Source organism: Solwaraspora sp. WMMB762, from assembly GCF_049179115.1.
In the GTDB taxonomy this organism is placed as follows: domain Bacteria; phylum Actinomycetota; class Actinomycetes; order Mycobacteriales; family Micromonosporaceae; genus Micromonospora_E.
The window spans coordinates 375192-392100 of record NZ_JBMHMD010000001.1 but is presented as its reverse complement, the minus strand read 5'-3'; the positions used below and the strand labels follow the sequence as shown (position 1 = coordinate 392100).

The 16909-nt window shown below is 70.2% G+C and carries 16 protein-coding genes; 9 read left to right on the top strand and 7 right to left on the bottom strand.

The genetic code is table 11. The features are described from left to right. Positions 1-10: 10 nt before the first annotated feature. The 4 genes from ACN27J_RS01800 to ACN27J_RS01785 all read left to right on the top strand — a co-directional run bounded on the left by ACN27J_RS01800 (position 11) and on the right by ACN27J_RS01785 (position 3521). Positions 11-793: a VOC family protein gene (locus tag ACN27J_RS01800; protein WP_421362807.1), complete on the top strand. Its 783-nt coding sequence runs from the start codon at positions 11-13 to the stop codon at positions 791-793. Between the two features lie 165 nt (positions 794-958). Further along, positions 959-2353 carry a glycoside hydrolase family 6 protein gene (locus ACN27J_RS01795; RefSeq protein ID WP_421362804.1) on the top strand — a complete coding sequence of 465 codons (1395 nt, stop codon included), beginning with the start codon at positions 959-961 and terminating at the stop codon, positions 2351-2353. Positions 2354-2482: 129 nt separating this feature from the next. Next, positions 2483-3085: a general stress protein gene (locus ACN27J_RS01790; RefSeq protein ID WP_421362801.1), complete on the top strand. Its 603-nt coding sequence runs from the start codon at positions 2483-2485 to the stop codon at positions 3083-3085. A 301-nt stretch (positions 3086-3386) separates the two neighbouring features. Continuing rightward, entirely contained in the window at positions 3387-3521 is a 135-nt protein-coding gene (locus tag ACN27J_RS01785) for a hypothetical protein (protein WP_278168539.1), read from the top strand. A gap of 35 nt (positions 3522-3556) precedes the next feature. On the opposite strand, the gene ACN27J_RS01780 is transcribed toward ACN27J_RS01785, so the two are convergent. Continuing rightward, positions 3557-4546, bottom strand: a complete 990-nt coding sequence (locus ACN27J_RS01780) for a pirin family protein (protein WP_421362797.1) — start codon at positions 4544-4546, stop codon at positions 3557-3559. A 195-nt stretch (positions 4547-4741) separates the two neighbouring features. On the opposite strand from ACN27J_RS01780, the gene ACN27J_RS01775 reads away from it, so the two are divergent. Together ACN27J_RS01775 and ACN27J_RS01770 are read left to right on the top strand one after the other, a co-directional pair. Then, complete coding sequence (locus tag ACN27J_RS01775; RefSeq protein WP_421362795.1) at positions 4742-5593, top strand: transglutaminase-like domain-containing protein; 852 nt, start codon at positions 4742-4744, stop codon at positions 5591-5593. A gap of 374 nt (positions 5594-5967) precedes the next feature. After that, positions 5968-6687 (top strand): SigB/SigF/SigG family RNA polymerase sigma factor, encoded by a 720-nt coding sequence (locus tag ACN27J_RS01770; protein ID WP_416556744.1) that lies wholly within the window; start codon positions 5968-5970, stop codon positions 6685-6687. Between the two features lie 125 nt (positions 6688-6812). Here the strand turns inward: ACN27J_RS01770 and ACN27J_RS01765 are convergent, their stop codons facing one another. Continuing rightward, a complete protein-coding gene (locus ACN27J_RS01765) occupies positions 6813-7556 on the bottom strand; it encodes a PP2C family protein-serine/threonine phosphatase (RefSeq protein ID WP_421362792.1) in 744 nt (247 codons plus the stop codon). A gap of 314 nt (positions 7557-7870) precedes the next feature. Here ACN27J_RS01765 and ACN27J_RS01760 point away from each other — a divergent pair, with 314 nt between their 5' ends. After that, positions 7871-10927: a glycoside hydrolase family 9 protein gene (locus tag ACN27J_RS01760; protein WP_421362789.1), complete on the top strand. Its 3057-nt coding sequence runs from the start codon at positions 7871-7873 to the stop codon at positions 10925-10927. Here the strand turns inward: ACN27J_RS01760 and ACN27J_RS01755 are convergent. The 5 genes from ACN27J_RS01755 to ACN27J_RS01735 form a co-directional block, all read right to left on the bottom strand. Next, on the bottom strand, positions 10905-11339 hold the full coding sequence (locus ACN27J_RS01755; RefSeq protein WP_421362786.1) for a helix-turn-helix domain-containing protein: 435 nt from the start codon (positions 11337-11339) through the stop codon (positions 10905-10907). The genes ACN27J_RS01760 and ACN27J_RS01755 overlap by 23 nt on opposite strands. Positions 11340-11366: 27 nt before the next feature. Further along, positions 11367-11981, bottom strand: a complete 615-nt coding sequence (locus tag ACN27J_RS01750; protein WP_278168532.1) for an ATP-dependent Clp protease proteolytic subunit — start codon at positions 11979-11981, stop codon at positions 11367-11369. 168 nt (positions 11982-12149) lie between these two features. After that, positions 12150-13337: an elongation factor Tu gene (gene tuf / locus ACN27J_RS01745; RefSeq protein ID WP_421362782.1), complete on the bottom strand. Its 1188-nt coding sequence runs from the start codon at positions 13335-13337 to the stop codon at positions 12150-12152. A 380-nt stretch (positions 13338-13717) separates the two neighbouring features. Continuing rightward, positions 13718-14452: a hypothetical protein gene (locus tag ACN27J_RS01740; RefSeq protein ID WP_421362779.1), complete on the bottom strand. Its 735-nt coding sequence runs from the start codon at positions 14450-14452 to the stop codon at positions 13718-13720. A 232-nt stretch (positions 14453-14684) separates the two neighbouring features. Then, positions 14685-14951, bottom strand: coding sequence for a DUF6343 family protein (locus tag ACN27J_RS01735; protein ID WP_123601058.1), 267 nt, complete (start codon positions 14949-14951; stop codon positions 14685-14687). A gap of 123 nt (positions 14952-15074) precedes the next feature. Between ACN27J_RS01735 and ACN27J_RS01730 the strand changes: the two genes are divergently transcribed. Both ACN27J_RS01730 and ACN27J_RS01725 read left to right on the top strand, forming a co-directional pair. Continuing rightward, a complete protein-coding gene (locus tag ACN27J_RS01730; protein WP_421362775.1) occupies positions 15075-16103 on the top strand; it encodes a 3-oxoacyl-ACP synthase III family protein in 1029 nt (342 codons plus the stop codon). Beyond that, positions 16100-16888, top strand: coding sequence for a glycosyltransferase family 2 protein (locus tag ACN27J_RS01725; RefSeq protein ID WP_421362772.1), 789 nt, complete (start codon positions 16100-16102; stop codon positions 16886-16888). Before ACN27J_RS01730 ends, ACN27J_RS01725 begins: the two co-directional genes overlap by 4 nt. Positions 16889-16909 lie beyond the last annotated feature (21 nt).

Here is a 16909-nt window from a genome sequence, read left to right as displayed (position 1 = left end):
GTACAAAGCGGTGCGAATCAGAGGCTACGCCACGGGAACCCCCTGCTGGTCCGAACTACGCACCAGCGACACCGCGGGTTCGAGCGACTTCTACCACGAACTGTTCGGTTGGAAGCCGGTCGACCTGCCGAACAGCACCGGCGCCGAGTTCCACCTGCGGGACATGGCCGTCGCCGGGCTCGCCCCCGCCCTCGCCGCAGGCCAGCCGGCGGCCTGGCTGACCTACCTCGCTTCGGACAACCTGGCCGCGACGGTCGAGAGTGTGCACCGGGCCGCCGGATCGACACTCTCGCCGCCCGCCCAGGTCGCCGAACGGGGCCACTGCGCCCTGATCGCCGATCCACAGGGCGCCGTGTTCGGGCTCTGGCAGCGGGGCGCATTCCCCGGCGCACAGGTGACCGGTGAGCCCGGCGCTACCTGCTGGAACGAACTCGCCACCCGGGACTTGGCCGGCGCGGTGTCCTTCTACGGCTCGGTGTTCGGGTGGACCACGCGACCCAGCATCTACAGCGAAGGGTCCGGATATCAGGAGTGGTTGCGGGAGACCAGCGAGGTGGCCGGGCTGATCGAGATGGGCGAGATGTACCCGCCACAGGTCCCAGCGCACTGGCGGACGACCTTCGAGGTCGACGACTGCGAGGCGGCTGTGCAGCGCTGTCAGGCACTCGGCGGGACGGTCTCCTTCGGTCCGTACCAGGCCGGTCCGGGCGCCTACGCCCAGTTGGCCGACCCGTTCGGTGCCGCGTTCGGGATCATCGCGTTGCGTCCGGAGTTCCGCACGCCGCTGGACTGACCCGGGCTACCACCGGGTCAGATATTTCACTTTATGCCACCTTTGGAACGATTGGCGTCACAGGCTCTTCACATATCAGCAACATCCCCGTACGGTGGTCGATATCCATGGGAGCGCTTCCACTGAACGCTCTCAATATATCGTCCCTACCCGGAGGGAGCACGCATGCGCAGAAGATCTGCGCTCACCGCAGGCACCGCCGCCGTCATGGCGTTCACGGTGGCCACTGCGGTCGGTGTCGGGCTGCTGCAGCCCACGGCCGCCGAGGCAGCCGAATCAGCCTTCTACGTCGATCCGGACACCTCGGCCGCCCGCTGGGTGGCGGCGAACCCCGGTGACTACCGGGCGAACGTCATCCGCGACCGGATCGCCTCGGTGCCGCAGGGCCGCTGGTTCACCCAGTACAACCCCAACGAGGTCCGCAACCAGGTCAGCGCCTTCGTCGGTGCCGCCGCAGCGGCCGGCAAGATCCCGATCATGGTCGTCTACAACATCCCCAACCGCGACTGCAGCAACCACAGCAGCGGTGGCGCGCCCAACCACAGCGCCTACCGGCAGTGGGTCGACCAGGTCGCGGCCGGGCTCGGTAACCGGCCCGCGTACATCGTGCTTGAGCCCGACGTGCTCGCCCTGATGGGCACCTGCATGAACGAGTCGCAGCAGGCCGAGGTACGCGCCTCGATGGCCTACGCCGGCCGGGCGCTCAAGGCCGGATCGTCGCAGGCCCGGATCTACTTCGACGCCGGAAACTCGGCCTGGCACCCCCCGTCGATGATGGCCAATCTGCTGGTCGGTGCCGACGTGGCGAACAGTGCCCACGGCATCTCCACCAACGTGTCCAATTACCGCAGCACCAGCGAGGCGACCAACTACGTCAAGGCGGTCATCAACGCCACCGGCGCGAACCACCTCAACGCGGTGATCGACACCAGCCGCAACGGCAACGGCCCGCTCGGCTCCGAATGGTGCGACCCGGAAGGCCGGGCCATCGGCACGACGAGCACCACCAACACCGGGGACAGCAAGATCGACGCGTACCTCTGGGTGAAGCTGCCAGGCGAGGCTGACGGCTGCATTGCCAACGCGGGCCAGTTCGTGCCGCAGCGGGCGTACGAGCTGGCGATCGCGGCCGGCCCCCTGCCCACCACCGCACCGCCGACCACCGCACCGCCGACCACCGCACCCCCACCCACCACGGCACCCCCGCCGACCACCGCTCCGCCGCCCACCACGAACCCGCCGGCCGGCGCCTGCAGCGTCAGCTACACCACGAACCAGTGGCCCGGCGGCTTCACCCGGGATATCCGGATCACCAACACCGGTGGCTCGGTCAGCAGTTGGACCCTCGCCTTCACCGCCGGATCCAACGTCAGCCTGAGCAACGGCTGGAACGGCGACTGGTCCCAGTCCGGCAGCCAGATCACGGTCCGCAACGCTGCCTGGAACGGATCACTGGCCTCCGGTGCCACCGTCAGCATCGGCTTCCAGGGGACCTTCTCCGGTAGCACCCTGCCGCCGCTGAGCAACATCACCCTCAACGGCGCGGCCTGCGCGAGCTGACGCACAACGAATCAGGATCCGCAGGCACACTTCGGCCCCGCCCGGTACCGGGCGGGGCCGAAGTCCGTGCGGGGACCGGGTTACCCGGGCGGCTCACGGGGCACTCCTGCCGAAGAGAGGAGGCCAAATATGACCAGATCCACGACGCGTACGGATAATCCGTCGCCGGGCATGTTCGGCGACACCGCCAACTTCCCGGCCAGCAACCTGCCGGCCGGACCAGCCGGACCAGCCACCGCGCCCGGCGCCGCGCCGCAGGACGGCGGTCCCGCGCGGACCAGCGTGACCGTCGCCAGCTATCCGGACTACGCCTCCGCGCAGCGCGCCGTCGACCGGCTGTCGGACAACCGGTTCCCGGTGGAACGCACCGCCATCGTCGGCACCAATCTACGGCTGGTGGAGGAGGTCACCGGCCGACTCACCACCGGCCGGGCGGCGTTGGCCGGCGCGGGAACCGGTGCCTGGTTCGGGCTGTTCATCGGCCTGCTGATCGGCATCTTCGCGGTGGTGAACTGGCTGGGCATCATCGTCACCGCCGTGGTGATCGGTGCGGTCTGGGGTGCCGTGTTCGGTGCGGTGGCGCACGCCATGACCGGTGGCCGGCGGGACTTCTCCTCCCGCAGCCTGCTACAGGCCAGCCAGTACGGTGTGACGGTCGACGCCGAATACGCCGACCGGGCCCACCAGGTGCTACGGGAGTCGACCCAGCCGGCCGGACACCCATCCCGTTGACGAGGACCGGCCCCAGCAGGGAAATCACGAGCGGCGGGGCGGGACAGCACCCAGGGCGCTGTCCCGCCCCGCCGCGCTGCGGCACCCCATTACCTGCCGGCGCCTCCGGCACCCCATTCACCTGCCCGCGCCTCCGGCACCCCACCACTTTGCTCTTCCCAGGAGGGTGTTTGGGCGGGGCCGGCCGGGTACCCGGTTGCTGCGGCGACACCCGTAGGTGGCACGGCTCCGGGATTCACGGACGAGACCTGCTGCCTACCGTCATTGTCAAGATGCCAGGGCAGCAGGCTGAGGAGGCACGATGAGCACCGAAATCGTCACCCCGGATCCCCAGCAAACCTACTCCGACCAGACCATCCAGAGTGAACAAGGACTGCTCCTCGCGGTCCTGGTGATGGTGGTGCTGGGGGTGCTCGGGGTGTTCCTGGTCTCCTGACCCGCCGTGCCCGGCCGGCGGCACGCCGACGAGGCTCAACGTGGCGGCTGCTGGCCGGCGCCGTGCGGAACGTCTGCCGCCGGCACCACCCCCAGCCGGCCCGCCTGGTAGTCCTCGAACGCGGCGAGCAGCTCCGCCCGGGTGTTCATCACGAACGGCCCGTACCGGGCGATGGGTTCCCGGATCGGGCGACCGCCCATGACGTACACGTCGAGCCGCGGTGCGCGGCTGTCCTGCCGGGCGTCGGCAGCGATCCGCAGCGTGTCGCCCGGCCCGTGGACAGCCAGTTGGCCGGTGCGCACCGGCCGCAGCTGCGGGCCGACGGACCCCCGGCCGCCCAGGACGTACACCAGAGCGTTGAAGTCGGCCCGCCAGGGCAGGTCCACCTGCGCCCCCGGCTGTACCGTCAGGTGGCTGATGGTGATCGGGGTGTGGGTGGAGCCGGGACCGTCGTGCCCGGCGACCGAGCCGGAGATCACCCGGATCAGTGCTCCGCCGTCCGGGGTGGTGAGCAGGGCGACCTGGTCGCCTCGGATGTCCTGGTAGCGGGGCGGTGCGAACTTCTTCGACCGGGGCAGGTTGACCCACAGCTGGAGGCCGTGGAAGAGTCCGCCGCTGGCCACCAGGTGTTCCGGTGGCGCCTCGATGTGCAGCAGTCCGGAACCGGCGGTCATCCACTGGGTGTCCCCGTCGGTGATCGTGCCGCCGCCACCGTGCGAGTCCTGATGGTCGAAGATCCCGTCGATGATGTACGTGACCGTCTCGAAGCCGCGGTGCGGGTGCCAGGCGGTGCCCTTCGGCTCGCCCGGCGCGTACTCCACCTCACCCATCTGGTCCAGATGCAGGAACGGGTCGAGCTCGGTCATCGACACACCGGCGAATGCCCGACGCACGGGGAACCCTTCGCCCTCGAAGCCGCTGGGGGCGGTGGTGACCCGGCGTACCGGCCGGATCGTGCCGGTGGCCGGGTCGTGGGCCGGCACCCGGGGCAGCACGAGTACGTCGTCGACGGTGATGGCGGGCATCGGGGTCCTCGATTCCAAACTGCGGTACACGTGGCTCTGCCGGTAGGTGGGGTGGGTGTGTGGTGGTCACCGACCCCGACCAGGTCACCGGTTGCAGCGTACGCTCTGATCAAGGGTTCAACCATCTGCCGGACGTGACGGGGGTCGCCCTCGGCAGCCGGTGCGACGATTGCGTCCGACGGGTACCAATGGGCGATGGGTGACCAGAGAACGACCCCGGCGGCAGGAGAGATCGGCTGCCGGCTCAGCTACCGCGTCGAGGCGGCAGCCACACTGGTACTACAGGTCACGGCGCACCGGCCGGCACCGCCGCCCCGGTTGGTGGCGGGTACCGCGGACGGCGACGACGTTGCCGTGACGGAGATCGACGGGAGCTGGGCCGCCGGCGGCTGTCAGCATCTGGTACGGGCACCGGTCGGAGATCTCACGATCTCGTACCGCGCCACCACGCTGCCGCCTCCGGCGTCGGACCGGGCCCCGGCGGCGGCCGGGTCGGCGGTCAGTCAACTGGACCGCATCATCTACACCCGGCCGAGCCGGTACTGCCCATCGGACCGGATGACAGGATTCGCGGCTGCCCGGTTCGCCGGCTACCGCGACGCCGTCGACTCCGTCCGGGCGATCTGCGACTACGTCCACAGCCGGACCTCGTACATGGCCGGGGTGAGCGGGCCCGGCACCGACGCCGCCGAGACGTTGCTGAGCGGGGCGGGCGTCTGCCGCGACTACGCGCATCTGACGGTGGCGCTCTGCCGGGCCGTCGACATCCCGGCGCGGGTCGTCGCGGTCTACGCACCCGGCCTGGCTCCGATGGACTTCCATCTGGTCGCCGAGGCCGCCGTCGGTGACCGGTGGTACGTCTGGGACGCGACCCGGCTGGCGCCCCGGCCCAGCATGGTGCGGATCGCGACCGGCCGGGACGCGGCGGATGTCGCCTTCGCGACCGCCCTCGACGGCGTGTCGGAGCTGGCCGGGATGTCCGTCTTCGCGGTCGCCCCGGGCGACCTACCGGTCGACGATCATGAGGCGCTGGTGACGCTTCATTGACCGTGGACGGGGTAACCGACGGCCGGAAACGGTGCTCACAGGCGGAAAAATGTCCGACTTCATCTATTATGGGCGATAAATACATCGTACTTTCGGCTAGCTTTTGATTGACCGACCAGGTTAGTGTTGGAGGCCGAAAGACCCTAGCGGACGCATCAAGACGCACCACTTTCCATATCCGCGGACGAGGTGCAGGGAGGACCACCATGACCGCGACACTGACCGGACACCGCACGGTGACCGAGCCGACGACAGTAGCCGAACTGAATACAGTGGACCGGACCAGGACAGTGGACCGGGCGGTGACCACGCCGGCCACACTGGACCAGCGGACGACCGCACCGGAGGACAGCGCGACCGAGCTGCTGGCCGCGATGGCGGCGCTGCCGACCGGGCACCCGTCCCGGGAGGCACTGCGCGACCGGGCCATCGAGGCGTGGCTCCCGCTGGCCCAGCACCTCGCCCAGCGTTACAGCGGCCGGGGTGAGCCGACCGACGATCTCGCTCAGACCGCGGCCGTCGGCCTGATCAAGGCCATCGACAAGTTCGACCCCACGCGCGGCGTCGACTTCGCCGGCTACGCGATCCCGACGATCATCGGTGAGCTGAAGCGGCACTTCCGGGACCGGACCTGGGACATCCGGGTGCCCCGCCGGCTGCAGGAGCTACGGCTGAGCATCTCGGAGGCGAACAGCACCCTGCTGCAGACGCTGGGCCGGTCGCCGACGGTCGCCGACATCGCCGCACACCTGCGGATCACCGAGGAGGAGGTGCTCGAAGGCCTGGAGGGTGCCCGCGCGTACAACGCGGTGTCGCTGTCCACGCCGACCGGCGACGGCGAGCGCGCCACCGAGTTGGCCGACATGCTCGGCGCCGAGGACCGCGAGTACGAGCTGGCGGAGCTGCGGGTCGCGCTCGGCCCGGCGCTGGCCACCCTCGACGAACGCGAGCAGCGCATCCTCACCCTGCGCTTCTACGGCAACCTGACCCAGTCGCAGATCGCCGATCAGATCGGCGTGTCCCAGATGCACGTGTCGCGGTTGCTCGCCAGGGCACTGACCAAGCTCCGCGGACAGTTGCAGTCGACGTACTGATCGGGCCGATCGGTGGGTCGGGCCGCGTTGCCCGGCCGCCGGTCGCGACCCACGCTGCAGGCTTCCCACCGGCTGCGGCCGGCCCCGACCTCCCGGGCCGGCCGCAGCCGGCGGCTCGGCAACCGTTACCCGGCGATGTCGCCGGTGACCTCGGTGATGTCGCCGATGACCACGGTGATGTTGTCCGGACCACCGGCCCGGATCGCCAGGTCGACCAGCCGCTGCGCGCCCGCCTGCGGGTCCGCGTAGGTGGCCAGGACCTCGGCGATGCTCTCCGCCCGTACCACGTTTGACAGCCCGTCGCTGCACAGCAGCCAACGGTCGCCGGTCTGCGGCTCGAAGACCTGGTAGGCGGGGTTGACGTTCTCCCCCTGCAGCGCCTGGGTGACTACCGCCCGACGCGGATGGCTGGCGGCCTGCTCCGCAGTGATGACGCCCTCGTCAACCAGCATCTGCACGAACGTGTCGTCCCGGGTGACCTGCTCCAGCGCGCCGCCCCGCAGCAGGTACGCCCGCGAGTCGCCGATGTGGGCCAGGGCGATCGCCGCGCCGGACCTGGCGAAGAGCAGGGCGGTCAGTGTCGTTCCCATCCCCTCCCGCGCCGGATCCTCGGCTATCGCCTGACGAATCCCGGCGCTGGCGGTCTCGACCGCCGCCTGCAGCCTCGGTACCAGTTCATCGTCCGCGACGGCCGCATCGAGCGGTGCGATCGCCTCGATCGCGATCTTGCTCGCCAGATCCCCGGCGGCCATCCCGCCCATGCCGTCGGCGACGGCGACGAGCCAGTCGCCGGCGTGCACGGCGTCCTGGTTCCCGCTCCGGATCAGGCCGCGGTCGGTCACCGCCGCGGAACGCAGCTTCAGGGTCATGGCTGGCAGCCTGCCAGGAACAGGGCCGAAATGTCTCTAGTAGATCAGCATGCAGATGTTAAAGATCATGGAGAATTGCGGTCAGGGGACGGACATAAGCTGAAAAACACCGCAAATCAGACGTCCGACGCCGGTCGCACGGCCCGCCGCGCATGACGTGATTGACACTCCGGTAACGCCCTGGCAACATCGTCTCAGATCAATGGGAGCGCTCCCAACTCTGCCCTCCGGCGCGGCCCGGGGAGGACCGACGTCAGGTCCGGTCCTCGGACGCCCCGGCCCGGGCAGTCCGACCCACGCGCGGAAGGAACCCCGTGACCCGATCCAGACGACGCCGGACGGTCGCGCTGCTCGCCGGCACCAGTGCCAGCGTCCTGGCGTTGACCACCCTGACCGTGACGACGGCGTACGCCGAGGAACGCGAACATATCGTCAACGGCACCTTCGACGACGGAACAGCCCCCTGGTGGGGCACCGAGAACGTCGCCCTGGCCGCCACCGACGGCCAGCTGTGCGCCAGCGTGCCCGGCGGCACCACCAACCCGTGGGACGCCAGCATCGGACACAACGGCATCGAACTCATCGACGGTGCCGCGTACCGCCTGGCCTTCACAGCCGCCAGCGACGTCCCCGCGACCGTACGGGCGAACGTCCAGCTCAACGCGGAGCCCTACACCACCGTGCTCAGCCGCGAGCTGGACCTCGGGCCGGACGGCGAGACGGTCACCTACGAGTTCACCGCGAATCTCGACTCACCCGACGGCACCCTCACCTTCCAACTCGGCGGCGGTGCCGCCGACTACACCCTGTGCCTGGACGACGTGTCGCTGATCAGCGACGACAGCGCCGGTCCTCCGCCCGGCGGGCCGGAGCAGATCACCAACGGCGACTTCAGCAACGGCACCGACGGCTGGATCAGCTACGGCACCGGCGGCACCGGGGTGGTCGACGGACAGCTCTGCGCCACCGTCCCGACCGGGCTGGCCAATCCGTGGGACGCCGGCATCCTGCAGGAGGGCCTGCCGCTGATCGCCGGCGAGGAGTACACCATCGGCTTCACGGCGTCCGCCGAACCGGCCGCCGCCGTACGGGCGGTTGTCCAGCTCGGCGCCGACCCGTACACCGGCTATTTCGGCCGCGACCTGGCGCTGACCGCCGAACCGTCGCGGGTCGAGGCGACCTTCGTCGCCAGCGAGGACACCGAACGGGCCCAGCTCGCCTTCCAGGTCGGTGGCAACGCCGACGAGTACACCTTCTGCCTGGACGACGTCTCGCTGCGCGGCGGCGAGGAGGAACCGCCGTACGTGCCGGACACCGGCCCACGGGTGCGGGTCAACCAGGTCGGTTACCTGCCCGGCGGGCCCAAGAACGCCACCGTCGTCACCGACGCCACCGAGCCGCTCGACTGGCAGCTGCACGACGCCGACGGGGCCGTCGTGGCCAGCGGCACCAGCACCGTACGCGGGCTGGACAGTGCCTCCGGCGAGCAGACGCACAGCGTCGACTTCTCCGCGTACCGGGGCACCGGCACCGGGTTCACCCTGGTCGCCGACGGCGAGACCAGCTACCCGTTCGCCATCTCCGGCGACATCTACCAGCAGCTGCGCTCCGACGCGCTGCAGTTCTTCTACATCCAGCGCAGCGGCATCGCCATCGACGGCGACCTGGTCGGCGAGGAGTACGCCCGCCCGGCCGGCCACGTCGGCGTCGCCCCCAACCAGGGCGACATCGACGTGCCGTGCCAGCCCGGTGTCTGCGACTACCGGCTCGACGTGCGCGGCGGCTGGTACGACGCCGGCGACCACGGCAAGTACGTGGTCAACGGCGGCATCGCCACCTACCAGTTGCTCAGCGCGTTCGAGCGGACCAAGACCGCTCCCAGCGCCGACGGCGGGGCCGGGCTGGGCGACGGCACTCTGCGGGTGCCCGAGCGGGACAACGGCGTGCCGGACGTCCTCGACGAGGCCCGCTGGGAGCTGGAGTTCCTGATGCGGATGCAGGTGCCGGCCGGTGAACCGCTCGCCGGAATGGCCCACCACAAGATCCACGACCGGAACTGGACCGGCCTGCCGCTGCAGCCGGAGGACGACCCGGAGCTGCGGGAGCTGCATCCACCATCGACCGCGGCCACGCTGAACCTGGCGGCTGTCACCGCTCAGTGCGCCCGACTGTACGCCCCGTACGACACCGCGTTCGCCGACCAGTGCCAGACGGCGGCGACGACGGCGTACGCGGCGGCCAAGGCCAACCCGGACCGGCTCGCCGACCCGGCCGACGGCAACGGCGGCGGCGCCTACAGCGACGGTGACGTCAGCGACGAGTTCTACTGGGCGGCGGCCGAGATGTACCTGACCACCGGCGAGCAGAGCTACCTCGACGACGTCACCGCCTCGCCGCACCACACCCGGGACGTCTTCGACGCGACCGGCTTCGGCTGGGGCTCCACCGCCGCGCTCGGCCGGCTCGACCTGGCCACCGTGCCGAACGGGCTCGCCCCGCAGGAGCGGGACCGGATCCGCGCCTCGGTGGTGGCCGCCGCCGACTCCTACCTCGCCACCCTGGCCGACCAGGCGTACGGGCTGCCGATGCCGGGCAACCGGGGCGCCTACTTCTGGGGTGCCAACAGCAACATCATCAACAACGCGGTGGTGCTCGCCACGGCGTACGACATGACCGGGGACAGCGGGTACCGCGACGGTGCCGTGCAGGCGATGGACTACATCTTCGGCCGCAACGCGCTGAATCACTCCTACGTCACCGGCTGGGGTTCGGTGTACCCGCGCAACCAGCACAGCCGCATCTTCGGCAACCAACTAGACCCGGACCTGCCGATCCCGCCGGCCGGGTCGATCGCCGGCGGCGCCAACGCCGGCCTGGACGACCCGTTCGTCCGGGACCTGCTGGAAGGCTGCGCGCCGATGTTCTGCTACGTCGACGACATCGAGTCGTACGCGACCAACGAGGTGGCGATCAACTGGAACTCGGCGTTGAGCTGGATCGCCTCCTTCCTGGCCGACCAGGGCGACGCGGTGCCGGCACCGGCGCCGTTGAGCTGCCGGGCCGAGTACGTCAACTACGGCGAGTGGGCCGGCGGCGGAGGCTTCACCGCCCAGGTCGACATCACCAACACCGGGGACGCCACGGTCGACGGCTGGACGGTCCGCTTCGCGTTCACCGGTGACCAGCGGCTCCGGGAGGCGTGGATGGCCGAGGTCGGCCAGAGCGGGGCGACGGTGACGGCCCGCAACGAGACCTACAACGGCCGGCTGGAGCCCGGCGAGACGGCGATGTTCGGGCTGAACGCCACCACCGCCGGCGGGGCCAACCCGGCACCGGAGCTGATCACCGTCAACGGGGTGGCCTGCTCCTGAACATGTGCTGGTGGCTGGCCCGCCGCTGCGCCGCGAGCGGCGGGCCGGCCACCAGTCGGCCGGCCCGCCGCTCGCCGGGCCGGCCGGCGGACGGGCCCGCCCGTCCCCGTCGCCCTCGGGCGGCCGACGCAGGGCCGCCCGAGGGCCGGACGGATCGTCGCCAGCGGATGGTGGCTATTGGACGGCTGCGGGTCAGCTCCTGCATCGCCTGCGCCAACAGCTCCTCCAGCGCGACGCCGAGCGCCCGGCAGATCGATGCCAACATCTCCGAGGACGGTTCCTTGCGTCCGCGCTCCAGCTCAGACAGGTACGCCGTGGACAGGCCGGCGGTTCGGGCGACGTCCTGCAGGGTGCGGCCCTGGTCCTGCCGGAGCCGACGCAACACCCGCCCGATGACCTGTCGCAGCAGCATCGAAAGTCTCCGTCCAGGCTCGCCCGGTCAGCTGGGGACGCCACCGGTGGACAGCTGTGCCGTGGTGGCGATCACCTGGTCGATGATGCCGTACTCGCGGGCCTGCTCGGCGGTGAACCACCGGTCCCGGTCGGAGTCCCGCTCGATCTCCTCGCGAGTGCGTCCGGTATGGAACGCGATCCGCTCGATCGTCGTCCGCTTGATGTGCAGCATGTTCTCGGCCTGGATGGCGATGTCGGCGGCGGTGCCGCCCATTCCGCCGGACAGCTGGTGCATCATGATCCGGGTGTGCGGCAGGGCGTACCGCTTGCCGGGCGCACCGGCGCAGAGCAGGAACTGGCCCATCGACCCGGCGAGACCGAGGCCGACGGTCGCCACGTCGTTTCCGATGTAGTGCATCGTGTCGTAGACGGCCATGCCGGCACTGATCACGCCGCCCGGTGAATTGATGTAGAGGAATATGTCGCGCTCGCTGTCCTCGGCCGCCAACAGCAGCATCTGCGCGCAGATCGTGTTGGCCGAGGTGTCGTCCACCTGGGTGCCGAGAAAGATCACCCGCTCCTTGAGCAGCTGTTGGAAGACCTGGTCGCCGAAGCCGGTGGTCGCGCCGTCCGCAGCCATCGCGGGACTGGTGTGCCGCATCAGTGACGCCCTCTCGATCACGGTGATGATGGCTACCAGCATCGACCGGTGACGGACCGAACCGCTGCCCTTTCTGCTGACAGGAGATCTGCTGTGAGCAGAAAGCCGTCGGCGGCCATCCACTGTGGGTACGGCCCTTCGGTCGGACCGAAGGGCCGTACCCGGGTCTCAGTCGAGCAGTTCGGCCACCGTGCCGGCGGCCACCGTACGGCCGCCCTCACGGACCGCGAAGCCGAGCCCGACGTCCATCGCGACCGGCTTGCCCAGCTCCACCGTCACCTCGACGGTGTCGCCCGGCATGGCCATCTCGCCGTCGGCGAGCCGCACCGACCCGACAACGTCCGTGGTACGGAAGTAGAACTGCGGCCGGTAGTTCGCGAAGAACGGCGTGTGCCGGCCTCCCTCAGCGGTGGTCAGGACGTACAGCCGGGCCCGGAACCGTTGGTGCCCGGTGACGCTGCCCGGCACCGCCACCACCTGGCCCCGCTGCACCTGGTCGCGCTTGACCCCGCGCAGCAGTACGGCGGCGTTGTCGCCGGCCTCGGCGATGTCCAGCGATTTGCCGAACGTCTCCAGCCCGGTCGCCACGGTCGACAGGGTCGGACCGAGCCCGACCACCTCCACCGGGTCGCCGAGCCGCAGGGTGCCCCGCTCGACCGCGCCGGTCACCACGGTGCCCCGGCCGGAGATGGTCAGCACGTTCTCGATCGGCATCAGGAACGGCTCACCCAACTCGCGGGGCGGCACCGGAACGTACCGGTCGACCGCGTCGAGCAGCTCCACGATGGAGTCCACCCAGCGCGGGTCGCCCTCCAGCGCCCGCAGCGCCGACACCCGGACCACCGGCACCTGCTCACCGGGGAACCCGTACTCGGTGATGAGGTCGCGGACCTCGAGCTCGACCAGGTCGAGCAGTTCCGGGTCGTCGACCGCGTCGGCCTTGTTCATTGCCACCACCAGGTACGGCACCCCGACCCGACGGGCCAGCAGCACGTGCTCGCGGGTCTGCGGCATCGCCCCGTCGAGCGCGGAGACGACCAGGATCGCCCCGTCCACCTGCGCCGCCCCCGTGATCATGTTCTTGACGAAGTCGGCGTGGCCCGGCATGTCCACGTGGGCGTAGTGCCGGGTCGCGGTTTCGTACTCGACGTGCGAGATGTTGATGGTGATGCCCCGCGAGACCTCCTCCGGCGCCCGGTCGATGCCGTCGAAGGACACGAACCGGTTGGCCGCCGGGTCCCGGTCGGCGAGAACCTTGGTGATCGCGGCGGTCAGGGTGGTCTTGCCGTGGTCGACGTGACCCATGGTGCCGATGTTGAGGTGCGGCTTCGCCCGCACGAACTGACTCTTGGCCATGATGATCTTCCAGGGTGGGAAACGAGCTGGCGGACGACGAACGCGGGCGGGTGCCAGACCGCCCGACCGCGTCAGAACCACGCCGCCCGGCGCGCCCAGTGACGGGCGGCGCCGGAAGGACCGGGCCACCCTCCTCCGTGGTTCTGCCGCAGCGGGAGGAGGGTCAGCCTCGGGTATCAGCCAGCCACGCGCACACGACGGCGGCGCCCGGCAGGTGAAGACCTGCGGGCCGCACAGCGCCGACGGTGCCGAACATGGCGGTCACGCTAGCCGGCAACGCCGGGCGGGGCCACCGAATTCCGGCCGGCCTCAGCCCACGTTGGGACTGGCAGCGTGCCCTTCAGCCGGACGGGTGCAGGCTCTCCAGGCCGGTTCCCAGGTCAGTCGATGGTCCGGCACGGCGGTTGGTCGCTGGTCCAGAGGCACCAACCGGACGATATCGGCACGTACGTCGTCACCTGCCCCAGATCCTCGCTGGCATCCGTGCACACGTTGACGTTGCGCATCCGGCCCTCCGTAACCTGCATCCGCACCCCGTAGATCGCGTACCCGGTCTGCCCCGCTTCGATAGTCATGGTTGTGCTGTTGCCGATGCTCGTGGTCACGGATTCGCTCACCGCTCTGTTGATCTCGGCTCGAACGGCGGCCACGACCGCATCGCCCTTTGCCTCGAAGCTGAGTTCCGTGTTCACCTCTACGGTCTCGGACTTGGTCGAGGTGAACGTGACCTCGACCGGGCTGCCTGTTGCGTTCTCGTTGTGCTCCTGGCTGACGACCTTCCAGGCAATGCCGTGGTCTTTCAGATCGTCGTAGTTGACACTCCCGGTGCAGTCGACAGGTGCGGCTGCCTCCGCACAGGACGACTCCGCACAACGGAGGGTCGTGTCGGTGGACGTGACATAGACGTAGAACTCCCCGGGAGAGTTGCCGCAGACGTGGTTCTGGGGCGGATCGCATGGAACCGGCTTGCCGTCCACGAGAAAGTATCGGCAGTGGACTCCCTGCAAGGTGCAGGGGACGCCGGTGGGAGTGGTGGAGGCTACGCCGCAGCCGCCCAGGGTGCCGGCGATCAGAGCGCTGAGGGTGAGAGCGAGCGCGATTTTCTTGCGTGGCATGGGTTGTCGACCTCGCAGTTTCCCCGGGGCAGGATTCCGGTAAGGTCAATCATCGGTCATCCGCTCGATACTTCCTGCCGCAGCAGGTGGCCGTACAACCTCTTTGGGCAATATGTCTGTTCCGTGGTACGGCGCAGTTGTACGTAACCGGCCGTCAGTGAGGTATCCCCAGGCGGAAAGGGCGACATCGCATCTGTCGGGCAATATTCACCGACAGACGGCTCGTGAAGGCTTACTCGAAGAGTGAATGCCGTACGCCCGGTTGCTCCCGCCGGCGGGCCCGGCGGCGACGCTGCACGACGACCAGGTCAACCACGGCGATCACGGCCAGCACCCACAGCACGATCGCGCCGGCGGTCAGGTCGGCCCGCCAGGCGAGCACCCCGAGCACGGTGCAGAAGACCAGCCCGAAACCGGCCATCGCCAGTCGCAGATTCAACGCGCTGTAGGCGTGACCGACGGTCCCCCGGGCCCCCTTGGGCTGCGACTTTGTGGCCATCCCCGGGCTGTACCCGGCAGACACCGGGCCGTAACCTCGCCACCGACGCCGGCCCGCACCACCAGGTCGGGCTGAGCACCCCTACTCATCCGGACCGGTCCGGTCCGGCAGGAAGCTGAGCAGATGAACGTTCCGTCGCCACCGGAGTGGCCCGTACCCCGGGTCGGGATCACCGGGGTCGGCGTCAGCCTGCCCGACCGTACCCTCGCCACCGCCGACCTGCAGGACCGGATCGCTGCCGCCAGCGACGTCGTGCTGCCGCCCGGCCTGTTCGCCACGATGACCGGGATCAGACAGCGTCGGGTCGCCGCGGACGACGAGTACGCCTCGACCTTCGCCGTCCGGGCCGCCCAGCGGGCGCTCGCCGCCGCCGGGCACACCCCCGACGACGTCGACCTGCTGCTGTTCGCCTCGGCCAGCCGGGACCTGGTCGAGCCGGCGACCGCGCACATCGTCCAGGCCGAGCTGGGCGGCTCGGCGCACGCGGTCGACGTCAGCAACGCCTGCAACAGCTTCATCAACGGCATCGACCTGGCCAGGTCGATGATCGTCGCCGGTCGGGCGCGGCGGGCGCTGGTCGTCACCGGCGAGACCCCGACCCGGGTGATGCGTCCCCGGCTGGAGAGCATGGCGCAGGCCCGGTCGTCGTTCGCCGGCTACACGTTCGGCGACGGCGGGGCGGCGGTGCTGGTCGAACCGGTCCGGCGCGGCGGGATCGTCGACGTCGACACCGAGACCCGGTCCGGGCACTGGTCGGTCGGTGGCATCTTCGGCGGTGGCTCCCGACATCCGCGCGGTGACGAGCACACCTACTTCCACGGCGACGGGCACGCCCTGCGGTCGGTCTTCGAACGGATCGGCACCGACATCCTCGACCGGGTGCGGCGGCGCACCGGCTGGGACTGGGTCGACTACGAGCGCGTCCTGGTGCACCAGGTGAGCGTGCCGTACCTGGAACGCTTCATCGAGGTCACCGGAGTGCCGAAGGAGAAGCTGGAGGTCACCGTCGACGAGCTGGGCAACCTGGCCAGCGCCACGCTCGGCGTACAGCTGGCCCGGGTCGACGCCGGGCTGCGCAGCGGTGACCGGGTGCTGGCGATCGGTCTGGGTGGCGGGGTCAGCGTGATGACGATGGTCTGGGAGAAGCCGTGACCCGGGCGGTCGAGCAGCCATCCGCCGCACCGGCGGCGGTCGGTGACGGACCGCTGTGGGTGGTGGTGCCGGCGTACCAGGAGCAGGCCCGCATCGGTGCCACACTGGCCGCGCTGGCCGACCAGACCGACCGGGACTTCACCCTGGTCGTGGTCGACAACGGCTCCACCGACGGCACCGTCGCCGTGGTCGAGCGGTTCGCCGCGGCCGCGCCGTTTCCGGTCCGGCTGCTGCGGGAACCGCAGAAGGGGGTCGGGGCCGCGGTCGACACCGGTTTCCGGTACGCGATCACGCACGGCGCCCGGTGGCTGGCCCGTACCGACGCGGACTGTCTGCCGCGGCCCGGCTGGGTGGCGGCGGCACGTGCCGGCCTGGCCGACGGGGCCGGGCTGGTCTGCGGTGCGATCCGGGCCCGCCGCGACGAGCACGGCCCGGTCGGCAGGGCCGGATTCCGGATGCTGGTGCTGCTCGCCGCGACGTTCGGGCGGCTGCGCCCGGCGCACCGACGCACCGGCGGCTACCTGGCGCCCTACCGGATGCACGCCGGCAACAACATGGCGGTCACCGCCGAGCTGTACCAGGCGTGCGGCGGCATGCCGCGCCGGCCGTCGCCGACCGACCGGGCCTTCCTGAACCGGGTACGCCGCACCACGTCGGCGATCATCCACCGCCGGGACATGGTGGTGGAGAACTCGACCCGGCGGCTGCGGGCGTACGGCCTGCGCCGCACCGCCGCCTGGTACCTGGACCGGGGTGCCGGCCCGTTGACCGAGGACCCGCGGTGACTCCGCCGACCGGGAAGGACC